Source organism: Mycolicibacterium komossense (assembly GCF_025822605.1).
In the GTDB taxonomy this organism is placed as follows: Bacteria; Actinomycetota; Actinomycetes; order Mycobacteriales; family Mycobacteriaceae; genus Mycobacterium; species Mycobacterium komossense.
Window position 1 is genome coordinate 226,429 of record NZ_JACKTY010000018.1, and the last position, 16,429, is coordinate 242,857.

Below are 16,429 nucleotides of genomic sequence, written 5' to 3' on the forward strand. Positions count from 1 at the left end.
GTGCACCACACTGTGACAATGTTTTCATTGCAGGGAAAGTCGGTCGTCGTCACCGGTGGCAGTAAAGGAATCGGGCGCGGGATCGCGGCGGTCTTCGCCACCGCAGGTGCCAATGTCGCCATCGCAGCCCGCTCCGCGGTGGACCTCGATTCCGCCGTCGCGGATCTCGACGGCCTGGGTTCCGGCACGGTGATCGGCGTGAGTGCCGATGTCAGTCAACGGGATTCGTGTGTGGCGATGGCCGCGGAGGTGGTCGCGGCGTTCGGCGGGATCGACGTGCTATGCGCGAATGCGGGCATCTTTCCCGACGCCCCGCTGAAGTCGATGACCTCCGAACAGCTCGACCAGATGCTCGACACCAATGTCAAGGGCACCTTCTACAGCGTGCAGGCGTGCCTGGATGCACTGATCGCTTCCGGCCGCGGACGGGTGGTGTTGACGTCATCGATCACCGGTCCGATCACCGGCTTCCCCGGCTGGACGCACTATGGCGCTTCCAAGGCGGCGCAGCTGGGTTTCATGCGGACCGCCGCGATCGAACTCTCCCCGCACAAGATCACCGTCAACGCGGTATTGCCCGGCAACATCCTGACCGAGGGAATTGCGGAGATGGGCGAGGATTACATCGCCCAGATGGCGCGGTCCATCCCGGCGGGTGCGCTCGGCGAGCCCGCGGATATCGGCTACGCGGTCGCGTTCCTGGCCAGCGACGAGGCCGGGTACATCACCGGACAGACGTTGACAGTCGACGGCGGGCAGGTGCTACCCGAATCCCCCGAAGCGCTGTCGAGCACAGGGGTCTGAGCCGTACCGAACTCGGCCCAGACCCCGTAGATCGCTCGTTAACCGTTCTGGAACTCGTTGAACGCCTGCAGCAGATCAGCGCCACCCAAACCGGACACACCGCACTGCTTCTGCAGGTCTACCAACGGCCGGGTGATGCCTTTGAGCTCCAGGTACTCACCTGGGTTGGCGGTGAAGTAGGCCCGAACCGAGGCGCGGGCGTCATCCGGTGACTGCGATGCCGCGTTGGTGAGCACCTGGTCGGCGCCGGGATGGGCGATCAGGAACTGGCTGGCGGCGCCGGACACCGAGCTGATGGTGCCAGTGGCACCGCTGGCCGAACACGGCGCGGCATTGGCGGCCGGTGCGGTGATCGTGGCGGCGGCGATTCCGGCGAGCAGGCAGCCGGCGAATGCGCCGCTGACACCGCGGCGCATGGTGAAACCAGTCATTTTCATCAGTTTGTTGTCCTTCATATTCGACAGATCCGCGACGAGTTGGTCGCACCATTCCCCGTGCCCGAATCACAACGTACCCGCAGGAAAATGGCCCCAAACCGACCTTCGCCGCCAGCACAGTCCGTCCCGTCGGGCGTTACAGGTTTCGGGTGTGAGTTCCCGCTCTATCGGCGTGAATTCACTAAGGCGATAACCAGATTTCGCGCACGTCTTTAAGGACGGGAGCAATCGTCTTATCCGATCGTGATCCGGCAGTGTGGCCGACGGTAACCAGATCGTTATAGAAGCTGGTCGCAGAACGATATCGGCACGAGATCGGCCCTCGTGTTACCCGTCAGTAACCTACGCACCCGTAACCTAGGTTATTCTCGTGACTACGGCTCGTGACTACGCGCAGTAATCCAGTTATCGGAGGCAACACTGATGGACGACATGCGGTACCTGGAGCTACACGGTGAACGTGTCGCTTACCAGGACGCCGGTGACGGCGAAGCGTTGCTACTGATCCACGGCATGGCCGGCAGTTCGGCCACCTGGCGCGACGTCATCCCTGCACTGGCCAAGAACTACCGGGTGATTGCGCCCGATCTACTCGGCCACGGCCAGTCCGACAAGCCACGCGGTGACTACTCCCTCGGGGCGTTCGCCGCTTCGCTGCGCGACCTGCTCGACGAACTGGGCATCGCGCGGGCGACGGTGATCGGTCAATCCCTCGGCGGCGGTATCGCCATGCAATTCGCCTACCAGCACCGCGACCGCTGTGAGCGCGTGGTCCTGATCGGCAGCGGCGGCCTCGGACCCGACCTGAGCTGGACACTGCGGCTGCTGTCCGCGCCGGGTGCTGAGTTGATCCTGCCGGTGATCGCTCCCTCACAGGTGCTGTCAGCGGGCAACAAGATCAAGTCGCTGCTGTCCTCGGCCGGTGTGCAGTCCGCGCGCGGCGCCGAACTGTGGAGTGCCTACTCTTCATTGTCGGATCGCGACACCCGCAACGCGTTCCTGCGCACGCTGCGCTCGGTCGTCGACTACCGGGGTCAAGCAGTCAGCGCGCTGAACAAGCTGCACCTGACGGCCCAGATGCCGGTGATGTTCATCTGGGGCGACAAGGACAAGATCATCCCGGTGTCCCACGGCTATGCCGCCCATGAGGCGCTTCCGGGCAGCCGGCTGGAAATCCTGCCTGGCCTCGGGCATTTCCCCCACGTGGAGTCCCCTACGCAGGTCGTGGCGCTCCTGGAGGACTTCATCGCCACCACTGAGCGACGGTCCGCCCTGATCACCCGCTGCTGACTGTCACCCATGGTGGGTAGCCTCGGACTCAACGAGTCAGGAGGGCACACATGACGGGTCGAACCATCGTCATCACCGGCGCCAGTGACGGGCTTGGTGCGGCGGCCGCCGCGCGGCTGAGTCGTAGCGGCGAGAACGTCGTAGTGGTCGGACGGTCACCGCAGAAGACCGAAGCCGTCGCGGCGCCGCTGGGAGCCGACTATTTCATCGCCGACTTTGCCGATCTCACCCAGGTTCGGGAGCTGGCCAATCAGCTGCTCTCGCGCTACCCCCGCATCGACGTGCTCGCCAACAACGCGGGCGGGATCATGAGCGCCGAGCGGGTCAGCACGGTCGACGGCCACGAGAAGACGTTCCAGGTCAACCATCTGGCACCGTTCCTGCTGACCAGCTTGCTTCTGGATCGGTTGATCGAATCGAGGGCCTCGGTGCTCAACACCAGCAGCGTCGGCAACCGGCTGTTCGGCCATATCGACATCACCGATCTCGACCACGAGCGCAGCTACAAGGCGCAGAAAGCCTACGGGGACGCGAAGCTCGCCAACATCTTGTTCACCAAGGAGTTGCACCGGCGCTATCACGGAGCCGGAATCTCCACTGCCGCATTCCATCCCGGCCCGGTGGCATCCAATTTCGGAGCCGAGTCCGGCAACGGTCTGCTGAATTTCCTCTACCAGTCGCCGCTGAAGAACTTCGCGCTGATCGGCCCCGAACAGGGCTCGGACCAGCTGGTGTGGCTGGCCTCGGCTACGCCCGGGGTGGATTGGACCTCCGGCGAGTACTACGCCAGGCACAAACCCGGCCGCCCGAACAAGCAGGCTTTCGACCCCGTGCTGGCCGAGCAGCTGTGGGAGCGCAGCCTCGATATGGTCACCGTGTCCGAGACACCGGGCCACGAGACACCCGGCCCCGCGACACCAGGAGCACCGTCATGACCGTCACCGTCGTCGATTCCGGCCCCAATCAGGTCAGCCGGTCGGTCGAGGTCCACGCCCCCGCCGCCGAGTTGTTCGCCCTCGTCGCCGACCCCCGTCGCCATAGCGAACTCGACGGTTCGGGCACGGTTCACGACAACATCAAAGGCCCGGCGAAACTCGTTGCCGGCGCCAAGTTCTCGACGAGAATGCGGATGAAGGGGGTGCCCTACTGGATCGTCAGCACCGTCACCGCGCTCAAGCCCGACGAACTGGTCGAATGGCGGCATCCGATCGGACACCACTGGCGCTGGGAGTTCGAGGCGCTGTCCCCGACGCTGACCCGGGTGACCGAAACCTTCGACTACCGCAAAACCGGCCCGCTCAAGGACAGCCTGAAGTACTACGAGCGCACGGGTTTCGTCAAGGGCAACACCAAAGGGATCGAGTCCACCCTGACCAAGCTGGCCGCCAAGTACCCCGGCTGATCGTCAGAACGCGATAAAGAGGATCTCGTCGCGCGAGTATTCGTGTCCTGGGTGGTTTTCGGACAGGTGCTTCTGCGTCTTCTCCACGAGGTCGTCCTCGTTGGCGCCGACAATCGACTCGCCACACGGGCAGTTCAGATGCGTCTTCATCCCGTCAGGTCTACCCGAACTCTCGCAACCGGGAAAGCCCGGGCCGTCTCTTGCGTAATTCGCTTGAATCAATAAATGATGGGCTCGACTCAAGTGATCCGCGATCCGCGTTAGGACGGTGCCCAGCCCGTGTGGGATTTCGAGACCGACCCCGAATACCAGGAAAAGCTCGACTGGGTCGAGGAGCTGATGGTCACCGAGCTGGAACCGCTCGACCTGGTGGCACTCGACCCGTACGACAAGCGCAACCCCGACGTGATGGCCGTCCTGCGACCGTTGCAGCAGAAGGTCAAAGACCACGGGCTGTGGGCGGCGCATCTGAGCCCCGACCTCGGCGGCCAGGGTTACGGCCAGGTGAAGCTGGCCCTGTTGAATGAAATCCTCGGTCGATCCCGTTGGGCCCCATCGGTATTCGGATCACAGGCACCGGACTCCGGCAATGCCGAGATCATCGCCCTGTTCGGAACCGACGAGCAGAAGCGCCGATACCTGCAGCCACTGCTCGACGGTGAGATCAGCTCCTGCTATTCGATGACCGAGCCGCAGGGCGGGTCCGATCCCGGGCTGTTCGTCACCCGCGCCGAGCGGGACGGCGACTCCTGGTTGATCAACGGTGAGAAGTGGTTCTCCTCGAACGCCAGGCACGCGTCGTTCTACATCGTCATGGCCGTCACCAATCCCGACGCGCGCACCCGCGACAAGATGTCGCTGTTCATCGTGCCGGCCGAGACACCGGGCATCGAGATCGTCCGCAACGTCGGCGTCGGTGGCGAGTCGTCGGATCACGCGTCGCACGGGTACGTCCGCTACACCGACGTCCGGGTACCTCTCGACCATGTCCTCGGCGGGGAGGGCCAGGCGTTTGCGATCGCCCAGACCCGGCTCGGCGGTGGCCGAATCCATCACGCCATGCGCACGATTGCCCTGGCGCGCAAAGCTTTCGACATGATGTGTGAGCGCGCGGTGTCCCGCCAGACCCGCCAAGGTGCACTCGGCAGCTTCCAGATGACCCAGGAGAAGGTCGCCGACAGCTGGATCCAGATCGAGCAGTTCCGGCTGCTGGTCCTGCGCACCGCGTGGCTGATCGACAAACATCACGACTATCAGTTGGTGCGCCGCGACATCGCCGCGGTGAAGGTGGCGATGCCTCAGGTATTGCACGATGTCGTGCAGCGGGCCATGCACCTGCACGGCGCCCTCGGTGTCTCCAACGAGATGCCGTTCATCAGGATGATGGTCGCCGCGGAATCCCTCGGCATCGCCGACGGCCCCACTGAAGTGCACAAACTGACGCTGGCGCGCCGCACCCTCAAGGAGTACGAGCCGGTGACCACGCTGTTCCCGTCGGCGCATATCCCGACCCGCCGCGCCGAGGCGCAGGCCCGGCTCGCCGAGCGCCTTGAGCTCGAGGTCGCCGAGCTCTAGTGCCGTCGTGACTTCCACCGATACCCGCGGCAACCTACTGTCCGCGGCCGAACAGTTATTCGCCGACCGCGGCGTCGACGGAGTCAGCTTGCGCGAGATTGCGCGCAGAGCCGGCGCGAAGAACGTCATCGCGGTGCAGTACCACTTCGCCGACCGCGACGGCGTGCTCCAGGGCATCCTCGACAAGCACCTGCCCGCGGTGGATGCCCGCAGGCACGCGCTGCTCGACGCGGCCGAAACCGCTCCGGAGCTGCGCGCGTTGGCCGGTGCGCTGGTCCGGCCCCTTGGTGCCAAACTGGCCGATACCGAAGGCGGCCCGGCCTTCCTGCAGGTGTACGCAGACCTGTTGAACCGGCCGAAACTGAGCCTGGAGGTGCTGGAAGGAGAAGCCGGCCGGTTCAGCAGCCTGCGGCGCTGGCGCGAACTCGTCGCGCCGTTGTTGGACCCCGACGCCGCCAAGATGCATCCCCGACTCAATGCGCTGCTCTACACCGCAGTGGAGCTGGCCCGACGGGCCCAGGCGGGTCCACACACCGACGACCGACTGTTCATCAGTCACCTCATCGACCTGGTGTCCGCGATCCTCGGCGCGCCCGTGTCTGGGGAGACTCGGCAACTGCTCGCCGAGCGCGAGCTCCGTCGCGCCGTCTAGTCCGCACTCGCCGATCCGATGAGTTGGACTCAGATCACCCTGCTGGTCGTCGCGGGCATCAGCGGCGGATTAACCGGCAGTATCGCCGGCCTGGCCTCGGTGACCACCTATCCCGCCCTGCTGGCCGTGGGCCTGCCGCCCGTCGCCGCCAACGTCACCAACACCGTGGCCCTGGTGTTCAACGGCGTCGGGTCGATCTGGGGTTCGCGGCCCGAGCTGAAAGGCCAGGGCGCTTTCCTGCTGCGCACGGTGCCAGTGGCCGTGCTCGGCGGTGTCCTCGGCGCGGTGCTGCTGCTCAATACGCCGGCCGATGGGTTCGAGAAACTCGTACCCATCCTGATCGGCCTCTCGGCGATCGCCATCCTGCTACCGCCCCCGGCGCTGACACCCGGCGAGCAGCCGCGCAAAAGCAGGTCCATGCGGGTACTCGAAGCGGCCGCGATCCTGTCGATCGCCGTCTACGGCGGCTATTTCGGAGCGGCCGCCGGAGTGCTCCTGCTCGCGCTGTTGCTGCGCGCGGGCGGCGCGACGCTGCCACATGCGAACGCATCGAAGAATGTCCTGCTCGGGGCGTCGAACTCGGTGGCGGCGCTGATCTTCGTGTTCGTGGCGCCCGTCCACTGGGCGGCGGTCGTACCGCTGGGTGCGGGCTGCCTGATCGGTTCCCGGCTGGGCCCGATCGTCGTGCGGCACGCCCCTGCGACGCCGATCCGGTTGTTGATCGGCGTCGGCGGGATGGTGCTGGCGATCAAGCTCGGGATCGACGCCTACTCGTGATTTCGGCGTGTCCGGTCGCCGTGAGCGCAACCCAGCACGCCGAAATCACTCAGCTGAGGTAGCGGACGATGCTCTCGGCCACGCAGGCCGGCTTGGCCGCGCCCTCGATCTCGACGGTGGTCGACAGGGTCGCCTGCGAGGTGCCGTTGCCCAGGTCCTCGATGTCGACGAGCGTGGTGGAGCCGCGCACCTTGGCACCCACCGGTACCGGTGACGGGAACCGAACCTTGTTCAGCCCGTAGTTGATTCCCATCTTCAAGCCGTTGACGGTGAAGATCTCGTGCATCAGGACCGGCAGCAGCGACAACGTCAGGAAGCCGTGCGCGATCGTGGTGCCGAACGGTCCCGCCGCCGCCTTCTCCGGATCGACGTGGATCCACTGGTGATCGCCGGTCGCGTCGGCGAATTGGTTGACCGCCTCCTGGGTGACGGTCACCCAGTTGCTGGTACCCAGCACCTCACCCTTGGCGGCGGCGAGCTCGGCGATCGATTCGAAAGTCCGCATTGCTGTCCTTTCCCTGCATTGGCTTGTGCCCCATCTTGCGCACCACTCATTCGCGGGCCGCGATCAGCCCCTCCTGAACGAGCGTCGCGGCGATGATGCCGTGGTCGCCGACCAGCGATGCGGTCACCAGACCGCGCCCCCTGGCCGCCGCCGGGGACCGCGACTCCAGGAGATTCCACCGGTCGGCGCGGATCGGTGCGTGAAACCACACCGAGGAATCGGTAGTGCCACTGCGGTGGGTGCGATCGCGCATCGAATGGCCGTGTACCTGTAGTGCCGGGTCGATCATGTACACGTCGGTCACGAACAATGCGACGCAGGTGTGAATCATCGCGTCCGCCGGCAGCTCGACCGTCGCGCGCCACCAGAGCCGGCGCACGAAATCGCTGCCGCTGCCCTCGTCGACGATGCGGATATCGAGTTCGTCCAGCGGCAGCCCCGGCGCGGGCCCGGCCGGGCCGGTGGCAGCCAGGGTGTCAGGGTCCTCGGGGAGGCGCCCGTAATGGCCGTGCACCGGACCGGTCAGCGCCTTCGCGAACGAGACGGTGGCCGCGGTGATGACGCGCTCGCTCTGCCGGGCCACCACCCGCCGCGTCATCGCGGTGCGGCCGTCGTAGGTTCGTTCGACGGCATAGCCGACGGGATCGGCCGCCGCACCGCCGCGCAGGAACTGCAGGTGCATGCTGGTCGGGCCGGCGTCGTCGGGCACCGTCTTTCCGGCGGCGGCCATGGACTGCGCGACGAATTGCCCACCGAAGGCCCGCTTGTCGGTGGGTCCGTGCCCGGCCGCCACCCAGACGTCGGTGTCGCCGGGTCGCATGTCGAGCAGCTCCAGTAGCGCGCTCATGCGTCGGAACCCATTGCTACGGTCCCACTTTCGGCTAGTCCAGCGACGTCATCGGGCGATATGCCGAGCCGCTCACCCAGGACTGCGACGGTGTCATCGCCGAGAGCGGGCGCGGCGACGGCAGGAATATGGGCGCCGTCGAACTCGATGGGCAGTCCAGGCGCCAGGTACTCGCCGATCCTGGGCTGCGCCAAGGTGCTGAACAACGGGTTCGCGGTGACCCGTTCATCCTCGGCGCACTCGGCGAAGGTCCGGTAGCGCTCCCACAGGATCGAGGTCGCCGCCAGCGCCTCGGCGATCTCGGCGGCCGTGCGTTCACGAAACCAGATGCTGAACAAGCCGCTCAGCGCGTCGCGGTGCCGGTATCGCTGCCCTTCGTCGGTGAAGTCGACATCGAGTGCATCACCCAGTGCAGCAACGGCTTTGGTGCTACCGGTGAGCTCTGTCAGATCCCGGAAATGGCGGCCGGTCAGCGCTACCAGCATGAAGGCGACGCCGTCGCTGCTGGTGAAGTTCGCGCCGTACTGGCCGTAGATGGCATTGCCGAGACGTTCGCGCTGGGTACCGTTGATCATCGGCTCGGAAAGGAATCCGAGGTTTCCGGCGGTGGCCAGGGCGACGTCTTCGAGGGGAACACGGATCCGCGCCCCGACCCCGGTAGCATCGCGTGCGCGCAACGCCGCGGTGATGGCCAGCGCGGCATACAGACCGCATGACACATCCCACGCGGGCAGTACATGGTTCACCGGGCCGGCCTGGGTCGGTGGTCCGGTGACCAGTGGGAAGCCGATTCCGGCATTCACGGTGTAGTCGACGCCGGTGCCGCCGTCCGCGCGCCCCGACACCTCGAGGTGAATCAGATCCGGGCGCTCCTTGGTCAGCTGTTCGAACGAATGCCATTCGCGACCAACGACATTGGTGATGAGAATGCCACCGGTCGGACCGCTCTCGGTGATCAGCCTGGTAACCAGCTGCTGGCCCTGCGGCGAGCGCATGTCTACCGCCACCGAACGCTTACCCTTGTTCAGACCCGCCCAGTAGATGCTCTGGCCGCTGTCAGTCACCGGCCAGCGCCGGTAGTCGGCGGCACCCCCGACGGGGTCGATGCGGATGACCTCGCAACCCAATTGCGCCAACGTCATACCGGCCAGCGGCACCGCGACGAAACTGGAGATCTCGACGACCCGCACCCCGGCGAGCGGTCCCGGCGACCCCGGCGGTGCGGTGCTTGTCTGCGCGCTCATAGCGAATCAACTTATCCTGGGCTGATGTCTCGGGTTGTCGCTGCCGTGGAGCGGGCGCTCGATGCTCGGCAGCGCGAGGCCGTCGAAGAGGTCGAGAAAATTCTGGCCGCCGCGCTGGGGGTCATCGAGCTGGCCGCTCCCGCCCCGCCGAAGGTCAGCGATATCGTCGCTGCCGCAGGTACCTCGAATGCAGCCTTCTACCGGTATTTCGCCGGCAAGGACGAGCTGATGCTGGCCGTCCTGGAACGCGGGGTCGCGCTCACCGCGTCCTACCTGGACCAGCAAATGGCCACTCGACACGATCCGGCCGCCAAGCTGTCGGCCTGGATCGAGGGCGCCCTGTCGCAGGTCGGCGATCCGCGCCGCGCCGCGCGCAGCCGCGCGGTGCTCAGCCAGTTCTCCGCGTTGCCCGACGGGCAGATCACCGCGCCGATGCGCGACCTGCTCATCGGGCCGCTGACCGAGATGGGCTCGGCCGATGCCGAGCGGGACGCCGACGCGGTCCTGACCACCATCACCGGCGCCATCGGTCGGTACACCGCCTCCGCCACCGAGCCGGATCCGGCAGATGTCGGTCACCTGGTCGACTTCTGCCTGGCCGCGGTGGGAGCCGATCGAACCTAGGCGGCCGCGCGTTCCAGGATGTGGATGCCGCAGGCCGAACCCAGACCGATGACGTGAGCCAGACCGACTGTCGCATTGGCGATTTGACGATCGCCCGCCTCGCCGCGCAGGTGGTGGCAGACCTCCCAGATATTCGCGATGCCGGTGGCGGCGATGGGGTGACCTTTGGACTCGAGGCCGCCGGAGACGTTGACGGGGGTGGAGCCGTCGCGCCAGGTTGCGCCGGAGGAGAAGAAGTCGGCCGCGTTTCCTTCTTCGCACAGCATCAGGTTGTCGTAATGCACGAGTTCGGCCGTGGCGAAGCAGTCGTGCAGTTCCACCAGATCAAGGTCCTGCGGGCTCACCCCGGCCTGATCGTAGGCCTGGACCGCCGCGGCCCTGGTCAGCGTGTTGACATCGGGCAGGATCTGGCACGCCTCCTGATACGGGTCACTGGTCAGCACGGATGCCGATACCTTGACCGCTCGGCGCTGCTGTTCGCCCGAGAGTGTCTTGAGGTACTCCCCCGAGACGACCACCGCAGCCGCCGCCCCGTCACAGTTGGCCGAGCACATCGGCCTGGTGTTCGGGTAGGCGATCATCACGTCACCCATGATTTCTTCCAGGGTGAACCGCTTCTGGTATGCCGCAAGGGGATTCAGCGTTGAGTGCGCATGGTTCTTCTCGGCGATCTTCGCGAACAGCTCAAAGCTGGTGCCACCGTAGCGGTGGCCGTACTCCATCCCGATCTGGGCGAACACGCCAGGCATGTTCTCGGTGCCCACCCGGCCGTCGAGCCCGAGGACCGCGCCGTCGCGTCCCGACGGCGCCCAGGTGTCGGACCGTTCCCGCGCAGCCGATGCGCCGAGCAGTCCCGCGCCGGAGAGCTTCTCGACACCGACGGCCATGCCCACCGGAGTCTCGCCCGCCTTGATCGCCATGATCGCCGTGCGCAGTGCGGTGGCGCCGGTGGCGCAGGCGTTCGCCACGTTGTACACCGGGATGCCGGTCTGACCGATCTGCTTTTGCAGCTGTTGACCGACGGACGCGTTGGCGTTCATCAGGTTCCCGACCGCGAGCACGCCGACGTCCCTGATGGTGACGCCGCCGTCGGCGAGCGCACCCAGGGCCGCCTCCGAGGCGAGGTCGAGGACGTCTTTGTCCTTGTGTTTGCCGAACTTGGTCATCGTGATGCCGAGGATCCAGATGTCGTCGCTGGCCATGATCGTCTCCTACTTGGCGGGTTGGGGTTCGAAGCCGAACCCGATGGCTTCGACGCCGGCCGTGTCGACGCCGAGCGGAAAGGTGGTGAGCTGGACTTTCATGCCGAGTGTCACGTGCTCGGGGTCGGGCGGGGTGTTGACGATGTTGGCGCGCACGCTGGTGCCGTCGCAGTCCACGACGGCGGCGACGAACGGCACGGGGACGCCGGGGGCGGCGAACGCGACGATGGTGAATGCCCGCACGATGCCTTCTGTCGCGACCGTGGCGGTGGCGAATTCCGTTGCACTGCAGTTGGCGCACGCGTTGCGGCGGCCGAAGAACCGCGCACCGCACTGCGTGCATTCGTTGGCGCTCAGGTGCGGTTGATCACCCAGTACCAGGTAGTCGACGAGTGGGACCTGTCCGGTCATCTGCGCTCCTGACGAAGAATGTCTCCTCGGATCATGACACCCACCGTGGCGGCCCTGTGATTTGGGCGTGCTTTCGACCGGTCAGCGGTCCGGAACACGCCAAAGTCGCGGGGTGGGGCACCATGGATGCCGATGGAACTACTGCTCATCTCGGACACCCATCTGCCCAAGCGCGCCAAAGACCTGCCCGCGCAGGTCTGGGATGCGGTGGAGCGCGCCGACGTCGTCGTGCACGCCGGAGACTGGGTGGACATCGCAACACTCGATGCCCTGGAGAGCCGCGCCGCCCGCCTGGTCGCGTGCTGGGGTAACAACGACGGCGACGAGCTGCGCGCCCGGCTGCCCGAGCGCGCCGACGTGACGCTGGCCGGGGTGCGGTTCACCGTGGTCCACGAGACCGGCGCCTCCAGCGGTCGCGACGCGCGGATGTCGCGCACCTACCCCGATACCGACGTACTGGTTTTCGGCCACAGCCACATCCCGTGGGACACCACCAGTGCGACCGGCCTACGGCTGCTCAACCCCGGCTCCCCCACCGACCGCCGCAGCCAGCCGTTCGGCACCTACATGACCGCATCGGTGGATGGCGGCGCCCTCGCAGAGGTCACGCTGCACCGAATCCCCCGAGCCACCTGACCCACGGAGCGCATACTCGGGTGCGTGAAATCGGATCTTCTCTCCCGGCGCGATCTGGACTTCCTGCTCTTCGAATGGCTGGGGATCGACGAACTGACCAAGCGTGAGCGGTTCGCCGACCACTCCGCCGAAACCTTCTCCGACGTGCTGGACCTGTGCGAGGAGCTGGCGACGCACTACTTCGCCCCGCACAACAAGCGCAGCGATGCCAACGAGCCGACATTCGACGGATCGACGGTCACGGTGATTCCGGAAGTCAAGGAGGCGCTGGACGCGTTCGCGGCCGCGGACCTGATCGGGCTGAGCATGGATCAGCGCTTCGGCGGGTCACAGCTGCCGATGGCGGTGGCGCAGGCGGGGTTCGCGTATTTCGCCGCCGCCAACGTCGCCACCAGCGGCTACGTCATGCTGACGACCGCCAATGCCAACCTGCTGACCAAGTTCGGCACCGCCGAGCAGATCGCCACCTTCGTCACGCCGATGTTGTCAGGCCGGTTCTCCGGGACGATGGCGCTCTCGGAGACCCAGGCGGGATCGTCGCTGGCGGATATCCTCACCCGCGCCGAACCGCAGGAGGACGGTAGTTATCGGCTGTTCGGCTCCAAGATGTGGATCTCGGGGGCCGAGCACGAGATGACGGACAACATCGTCAACCTGGTGCTGGCCAAGATTCCCGGCGGCCCGGCCGGCACCAAGGGCATCTCGCTGTTCATCGTGCCCAAATTCCTCGTCGGCGACGACGGGTCGATCGGCGAACGCAACGACGTCGCGCTGGCCGGCCTGAATCACAAGATGGGCCAACGGGGTATCACCAACACGGTGCTGAACTTCGGTGACGGAACCCACCGGCCGGGCGGGCAGCCGGGCGCGGTCGGTTATCTGATCGGCGAGCCGCACCGCGGGATCACTTACATGTTCCACATGATGAACGAGGCTCGCCTTGGCGTCGGGATGGGCGCGGTGGCGCTCGGCTACACCGGCTATCTCAAATCGCTGGAGTACGCCCGCAGCCGGCCGCAGGGCAGGCCCGCGACTGCCAAGGATCCGTCGACACCGCAGGTCCCGATCATCGAGCATCCCGATGTCAAGCGAATGCTGTTGGCGCAGAAAGCATATGTCGAGGGCGCCCTGGCGCTGGAACTGTACTGCGGACGACTGGTCGACTGGCAGCACAGTGCCGAATCCGACGACGAGCTCCAGCGCTCCACAGACCTGCTGGACATTCTGACGCCGGTCGGCAAGAGCTGGCCGTCGCAGTGGTGCCTGGAGGCCAACAGCCTGGCGATCCAGGTGCACGGCGGCTACGGCTACACCCGGGAGTACGACGTGGAACAGCTCTACCGGGATAACCGGCTCAACCCCATCCACGAGGGCACCCATGGTATTCAGAGCCTGGATCTGTTGGGGCGCAAGGTTATCCAACGCGGCGGCGCCAGCCTGGCCGAGCTCGGCAGGGTCATCGCGACCACTATCGCCGAGGCGAACGCCGCGGGCGGTGAGCTGACCGAGCCGGCCGCTGCGCTGACGGCCGCTTGGTCCCGGCTGGTGTCAGTGACGGCGGGAATGTTTGCCTCGGGGGATATCGACGCCGCGCTGGCCAACAGCGTGGTCTACCTCGAAGCGTTCGGCCATCTCGTGATCGCCTGGATCTGGCTGGAACAGCTGTGCGCCGCGCACGGTAAGACCGGCGACTTCTACGACGGCAAACGCCAGGCTGCGCAGTACTTCTTCCGCTACGAACTGCCCAAGACGGGTCCACAGCTGGATCTGCTGGAGCGCCTGGACCACACCACGCTGGAGATGCGCGACGCCTGGTTCTGATTCGTTCGCGGTCAGTTCGGACGCAATACCTCTCTTGCAGAGGTATTATTGCCCGGTGCCGTCCCGCAGCCAGCTGATCAGCGATTTGTTGGGTACCGTCGGCCGATTCCGGCGCCAAATCCGCCGGACATCGAGTCATGGGCCCGACGTGGTCGCCGGCTTGACCGAATCTCAGGCCGAGTTGGTGCGGCTCGTCGGCCGTCGGCCCGGCATCTCCGTGAGCCAGGCGGCGGCGGAGCTCGGACTGGCGGCCAACACCGCGTCGACACTGGTGTCGCGTCTGTGCGCGGGCGGCTCGTTGATCCGCGAGGCGGACCCCGCCGACCGCAGAGTGGGACGACTGCGGCTCACCCCTGACATTCAGAGCGCCGCCGACGAATCACGCAACGCCCGCCGGTCCGCGATATCCCATGCCCTCGATGACCTCGACGACACCGAAATAGACCAGTTGACAGCAGGATTGGATGTGCTGGCCAAGCTGACCCGAATGCTCCAGGAGAGGCAGACATGACTGCGGGCAGCATCACAGACCTGGCGATCGACTGTCAGCACCTGACCCACCGGTACGGCAAATTCGTCGCCGTCGACGACCTGACGTTGCAGGTACAGGCGGGCGAGACGGTGGGCCTACTTGGGCCCAACGGGGCCGGAAAGACCACCGCAGTTCGCGTGCTCACCACCCTGACGCCGGTGCAACACGGGACGGTCTCGATCTTCGGGTTGGACGCCAAACGCGACACCATGGACATCCGTTACAACATCGGCTATGTCCCCCAACAACTTTCGATCGAATCGGCGCTGACCGGGCGGCAGAACGTGCAGTGGTTCGCCCGGCTGTACGACGTGCCGCGCCGCCAGCGCGAGGCCCGCGTGAACGAGGCGCTGGAGGCGATGAACCTGCTGGACGTGGCCGACAACCTGGCCGGCACCTACTCCGGCGGCATGGTTCGCCGACTCGAGCTGGCGCAGGCGCTCGTCAACCGGCCGTCGCTGCTGATCCTCGACGAACCCACCGTCGGACTGGATCCGATTGCCCGCGACGGCGTCTGGTCGCAGGTGCAACGGATGCAGGACGAATTCGGCATGACGGTGCTGCTGACCACGCATTACATGGAGGAAGCCGACGTGTTGTGCGACCGGGTGGCGTTGATGCATCACGGCAAGCTGCAGACTGTCGGCAGCCCCACCGAACTCAAGGCGGCTGTCGGGCCGGACGCCTCGCTGGAGGATGTCTTCCGCCACCATGCCGGTTCAGACCTCGCCGACGACACACCGCGTCCTGGCCTGCGTGAAATCCGCTCCAGCAGAAGGACAGCACGCCGTGTCAGTTGAGCCGGAACAGACAGATCAATCCCCCGCGACCCACGGCCTGATCCGCGCACCCCGCGGCTGGCGCCGGTTGCGCGGGGTCGTCCTGCGGATGGGTACCTTCGCGCTCGTCGAACTGCAGAAGCTCCGCCACGACCGCACCGAACTCTTCACCCGCATGGTGCAACCCGCGCTGTGGCTGCTGATCTTCGGGCAGACCTTCAGCCACCTGCACGTCATCGACACCGGGTCGGTGTCCTACCTGGCGTTCCTCGCCCCGGGGATCATCGCGCAGTCGGCCCTGTTCATCTCGATCTTCTACGGCATCCAGATCGTCTGGGACCGCGACGCAGGCATTCTCGCCAAACTCATGGTCACCCCGGCGCCCGCGTCGGCACTGATCGCGGGTAAGGCGTTCGCAGCCGGGGTGCGATCGGTCGCCCAGGTGATCGGAGTCCTGGTCATCGCCTACCTGATGGGGGTGCATCTGACGGCCAACCCGCTGCGGATTCTCGCGGCGATGGGCGTGGTGGTGCTCGGTTCGGCCTTCTTCGCCTGTCTGTCGATGTCGCTGGCCGGCCTGGTGCGCAACCGGGACCGATTGATGGGTATCGGCCAGGCCATCACCATGCCGTTGTTCTTCGCCTCGAATGCGCTCTACCCCGTCGACATCATGCCCACCTGGTTGCGCTGGCTGTCCGCGGTGAACCCGTTGAGCTACGAGGTCAACGCGCTACGCGGTCTGCTGATCGGTACGTCGTCGAACTGGCCGCTGGATATCGGGGTGCTCGTACTCGCGGCGATCGTCGGGGTGTTCACCGCCTCGGCCCTGCTGCGTCGCCTGGTGCGCTGAGCTCGCTGCCGCAAAAGACCGTAACCCGCGCAGTTTCTGGC

At 66.1% G+C, this 16,429-nt stretch carries 20 protein-coding genes; 13 read left to right on the top strand and 7 right to left on the bottom strand.

Annotated elements, in window-relative coordinates; all coding sequences use genetic code 11:
- Positions 1 to 18 precede the first annotated feature (18 nt).
- Positions 19 to 804: a 3-oxoacyl-ACP reductase FabG gene (gene fabG / locus H7J73_RS07325; protein WP_264066636.1), complete on the top strand. Its 786-nt coding sequence runs from the start codon at positions 19 to 21 to the stop codon at positions 802 to 804.
- 38 nt (positions 805 to 842) lie between these two features.
- On the opposite strand, the gene H7J73_RS07330 is transcribed toward fabG, so the two are convergent.
- Positions 843 to 1,235 carry a heme-binding protein gene (locus H7J73_RS07330; protein ID WP_308207396.1) on the bottom strand — a complete coding sequence of 131 codons (393 nt, stop codon included), beginning with the start codon at positions 1,233 to 1,235 and terminating at the stop codon, positions 843 to 845.
- A gap of 429 nt (positions 1,236 to 1,664) precedes the next feature.
- Between H7J73_RS07330 and H7J73_RS07335 the strand changes: the two genes are divergently transcribed.
- The 3 genes from H7J73_RS07335 to H7J73_RS07345 are packed head-to-tail and all read left to right on the top strand — an operon-like array spanning position 1,665 to position 3,933.
- Positions 1,665 to 2,531, top strand: coding sequence for an alpha/beta fold hydrolase (locus H7J73_RS07335; protein WP_264066638.1), 867 nt, complete (start codon positions 1,665 to 1,667; stop codon positions 2,529 to 2,531).
- Positions 2,532 to 2,581: 50 nt separating this feature from the next.
- Positions 2,582 to 3,466 carry an SDR family NAD(P)-dependent oxidoreductase gene (locus H7J73_RS07340; RefSeq protein WP_264066639.1) on the top strand — a complete coding sequence of 295 codons (885 nt, stop codon included), beginning with the start codon at positions 2,582 to 2,584 and terminating at the stop codon, positions 3,464 to 3,466.
- A complete protein-coding gene (locus H7J73_RS07345) occupies positions 3,463 to 3,933 on the top strand; it encodes an SRPBCC family protein (RefSeq protein WP_264066640.1) in 471 nt (156 codons plus the stop codon). The genes H7J73_RS07340 and H7J73_RS07345 overlap by 4 nt, the downstream gene beginning before the upstream one ends.
- Before the next feature lie 3 nt (positions 3,934 to 3,936).
- Here H7J73_RS07345 and H7J73_RS07350 read toward each other — a convergent pair whose 3' ends face one another.
- A complete protein-coding gene (locus H7J73_RS07350; RefSeq protein ID WP_264066641.1) occupies positions 3,937 to 4,083 on the bottom strand; it encodes a DUF1059 domain-containing protein in 147 nt (48 codons plus the stop codon).
- 129 nt (positions 4,084 to 4,212) lie between these two features.
- On the opposite strand from H7J73_RS07350, the gene H7J73_RS07355 reads away from it, so the two are divergent.
- From H7J73_RS07355 to H7J73_RS07365, 3 genes are read left to right on the top strand one after another with little or no spacing between them, the layout of a single operon-like run.
- Positions 4,213 to 5,508 carry an acyl-CoA dehydrogenase family protein gene (locus H7J73_RS07355; protein ID WP_264066642.1) on the top strand — a complete coding sequence of 432 codons (1,296 nt, stop codon included), beginning with the start codon at positions 4,213 to 4,215 and terminating at the stop codon, positions 5,506 to 5,508.
- Positions 5,509 to 5,515: 7 nt separating this feature from the next.
- Positions 5,516 to 6,160 (top strand): TetR/AcrR family transcriptional regulator, encoded by a 645-nt coding sequence (locus H7J73_RS07360; RefSeq protein ID WP_264066643.1) that lies wholly within the window; start codon positions 5,516 to 5,518, stop codon positions 6,158 to 6,160.
- An 18-nt stretch (positions 6,161 to 6,178) separates the two neighbouring features.
- On the top strand, positions 6,179 to 6,937 hold the full coding sequence (locus tag H7J73_RS07365; protein ID WP_264066644.1) for a sulfite exporter TauE/SafE family protein: 759 nt from the start codon (positions 6,179 to 6,181) through the stop codon (positions 6,935 to 6,937).
- A 49-nt stretch (positions 6,938 to 6,986) separates the two neighbouring features.
- Here the strand turns inward: H7J73_RS07365 and H7J73_RS07370 are convergent, their stop codons facing one another.
- From H7J73_RS07370 to H7J73_RS07380, 3 genes are read right to left on the bottom strand one after another with little or no spacing between them, the layout of a single operon-like run.
- On the bottom strand, positions 6,987 to 7,442 hold the full coding sequence (locus H7J73_RS07370) for a MaoC family dehydratase (RefSeq protein ID WP_264066645.1): 456 nt from the start codon (positions 7,440 to 7,442) through the stop codon (positions 6,987 to 6,989).
- 46 nt (positions 7,443 to 7,488) lie between these two features.
- A complete protein-coding gene (locus H7J73_RS07375) occupies positions 7,489 to 8,289 on the bottom strand; it encodes an acyl-CoA thioesterase (protein WP_264066646.1) in 801 nt (266 codons plus the stop codon).
- Complete coding sequence (locus H7J73_RS07380; protein WP_264066647.1) at positions 8,286 to 9,533, bottom strand: CoA transferase; 1,248 nt, start codon at positions 9,531 to 9,533, stop codon at positions 8,286 to 8,288. The genes H7J73_RS07375 and H7J73_RS07380 overlap by 4 nt, the downstream gene beginning before the upstream one ends.
- A 24-nt stretch (positions 9,534 to 9,557) precedes the next feature.
- Between H7J73_RS07380 and H7J73_RS07385 the strand changes: the two genes are divergently transcribed.
- The gene (locus H7J73_RS07385) at positions 9,558 to 10,157 is read left to right on the top strand and encodes a TetR/AcrR family transcriptional regulator (RefSeq protein ID WP_264066648.1); all 600 of its coding nucleotides are present in this window, start codon (positions 9,558 to 9,560) and stop codon (positions 10,155 to 10,157) included.
- On the opposite strand, the gene H7J73_RS07390 is transcribed toward H7J73_RS07385, so the two are convergent.
- On the bottom strand, positions 10,154 to 11,362 hold the full coding sequence (locus H7J73_RS07390) for a thiolase family protein (protein WP_264066686.1): 1,209 nt from the start codon (positions 11,360 to 11,362) through the stop codon (positions 10,154 to 10,156). The genes H7J73_RS07385 and H7J73_RS07390 overlap by 4 nt on opposite strands.
- 6 nt (positions 11,363 to 11,368) lie before the next feature.
- Complete coding sequence (locus tag H7J73_RS07395) at positions 11,369 to 11,770, bottom strand: Zn-ribbon domain-containing OB-fold protein (protein WP_264066649.1); 402 nt, start codon at positions 11,768 to 11,770, stop codon at positions 11,369 to 11,371.
- A 132-nt stretch (positions 11,771 to 11,902) separates the two neighbouring features.
- Between H7J73_RS07395 and H7J73_RS07400 the strand changes: the two genes are divergently transcribed.
- The 5 genes from H7J73_RS07400 (at position 11,903) to H7J73_RS07420 (ending at position 16,388) form a co-directional block, all read left to right on the top strand.
- On the top strand, positions 11,903 to 12,406 hold the full coding sequence (locus H7J73_RS07400; RefSeq protein WP_264066650.1) for a metallophosphoesterase family protein: 504 nt from the start codon (positions 11,903 to 11,905) through the stop codon (positions 12,404 to 12,406).
- Between the two features lie 24 nt (positions 12,407 to 12,430).
- A complete protein-coding gene (locus H7J73_RS07405) occupies positions 12,431 to 14,227 on the top strand; it encodes an acyl-CoA dehydrogenase (protein WP_264066651.1) in 1,797 nt (598 codons plus the stop codon).
- A gap of 55 nt (positions 14,228 to 14,282) precedes the next feature.
- Positions 14,283 to 14,738: a MarR family winged helix-turn-helix transcriptional regulator gene (locus tag H7J73_RS07410; RefSeq protein ID WP_264066652.1), complete on the top strand. Its 456-nt coding sequence runs from the start codon at positions 14,283 to 14,285 to the stop codon at positions 14,736 to 14,738.
- Positions 14,735 to 15,559, top strand: coding sequence for an ATP-binding cassette domain-containing protein (locus H7J73_RS07415; RefSeq protein ID WP_264066653.1), 825 nt, complete (start codon positions 14,735 to 14,737; stop codon positions 15,557 to 15,559). The genes H7J73_RS07410 and H7J73_RS07415 overlap by 4 nt, the downstream gene beginning before the upstream one ends.
- A gap of 88 nt (positions 15,560 to 15,647) precedes the next feature.
- On the top strand, positions 15,648 to 16,388 hold the full coding sequence (locus H7J73_RS07420) for an ABC transporter permease (RefSeq protein WP_264066687.1): 741 nt from the start codon (positions 15,648 to 15,650) through the stop codon (positions 16,386 to 16,388).
- Positions 16,389 to 16,429 lie beyond the last annotated feature (41 nt).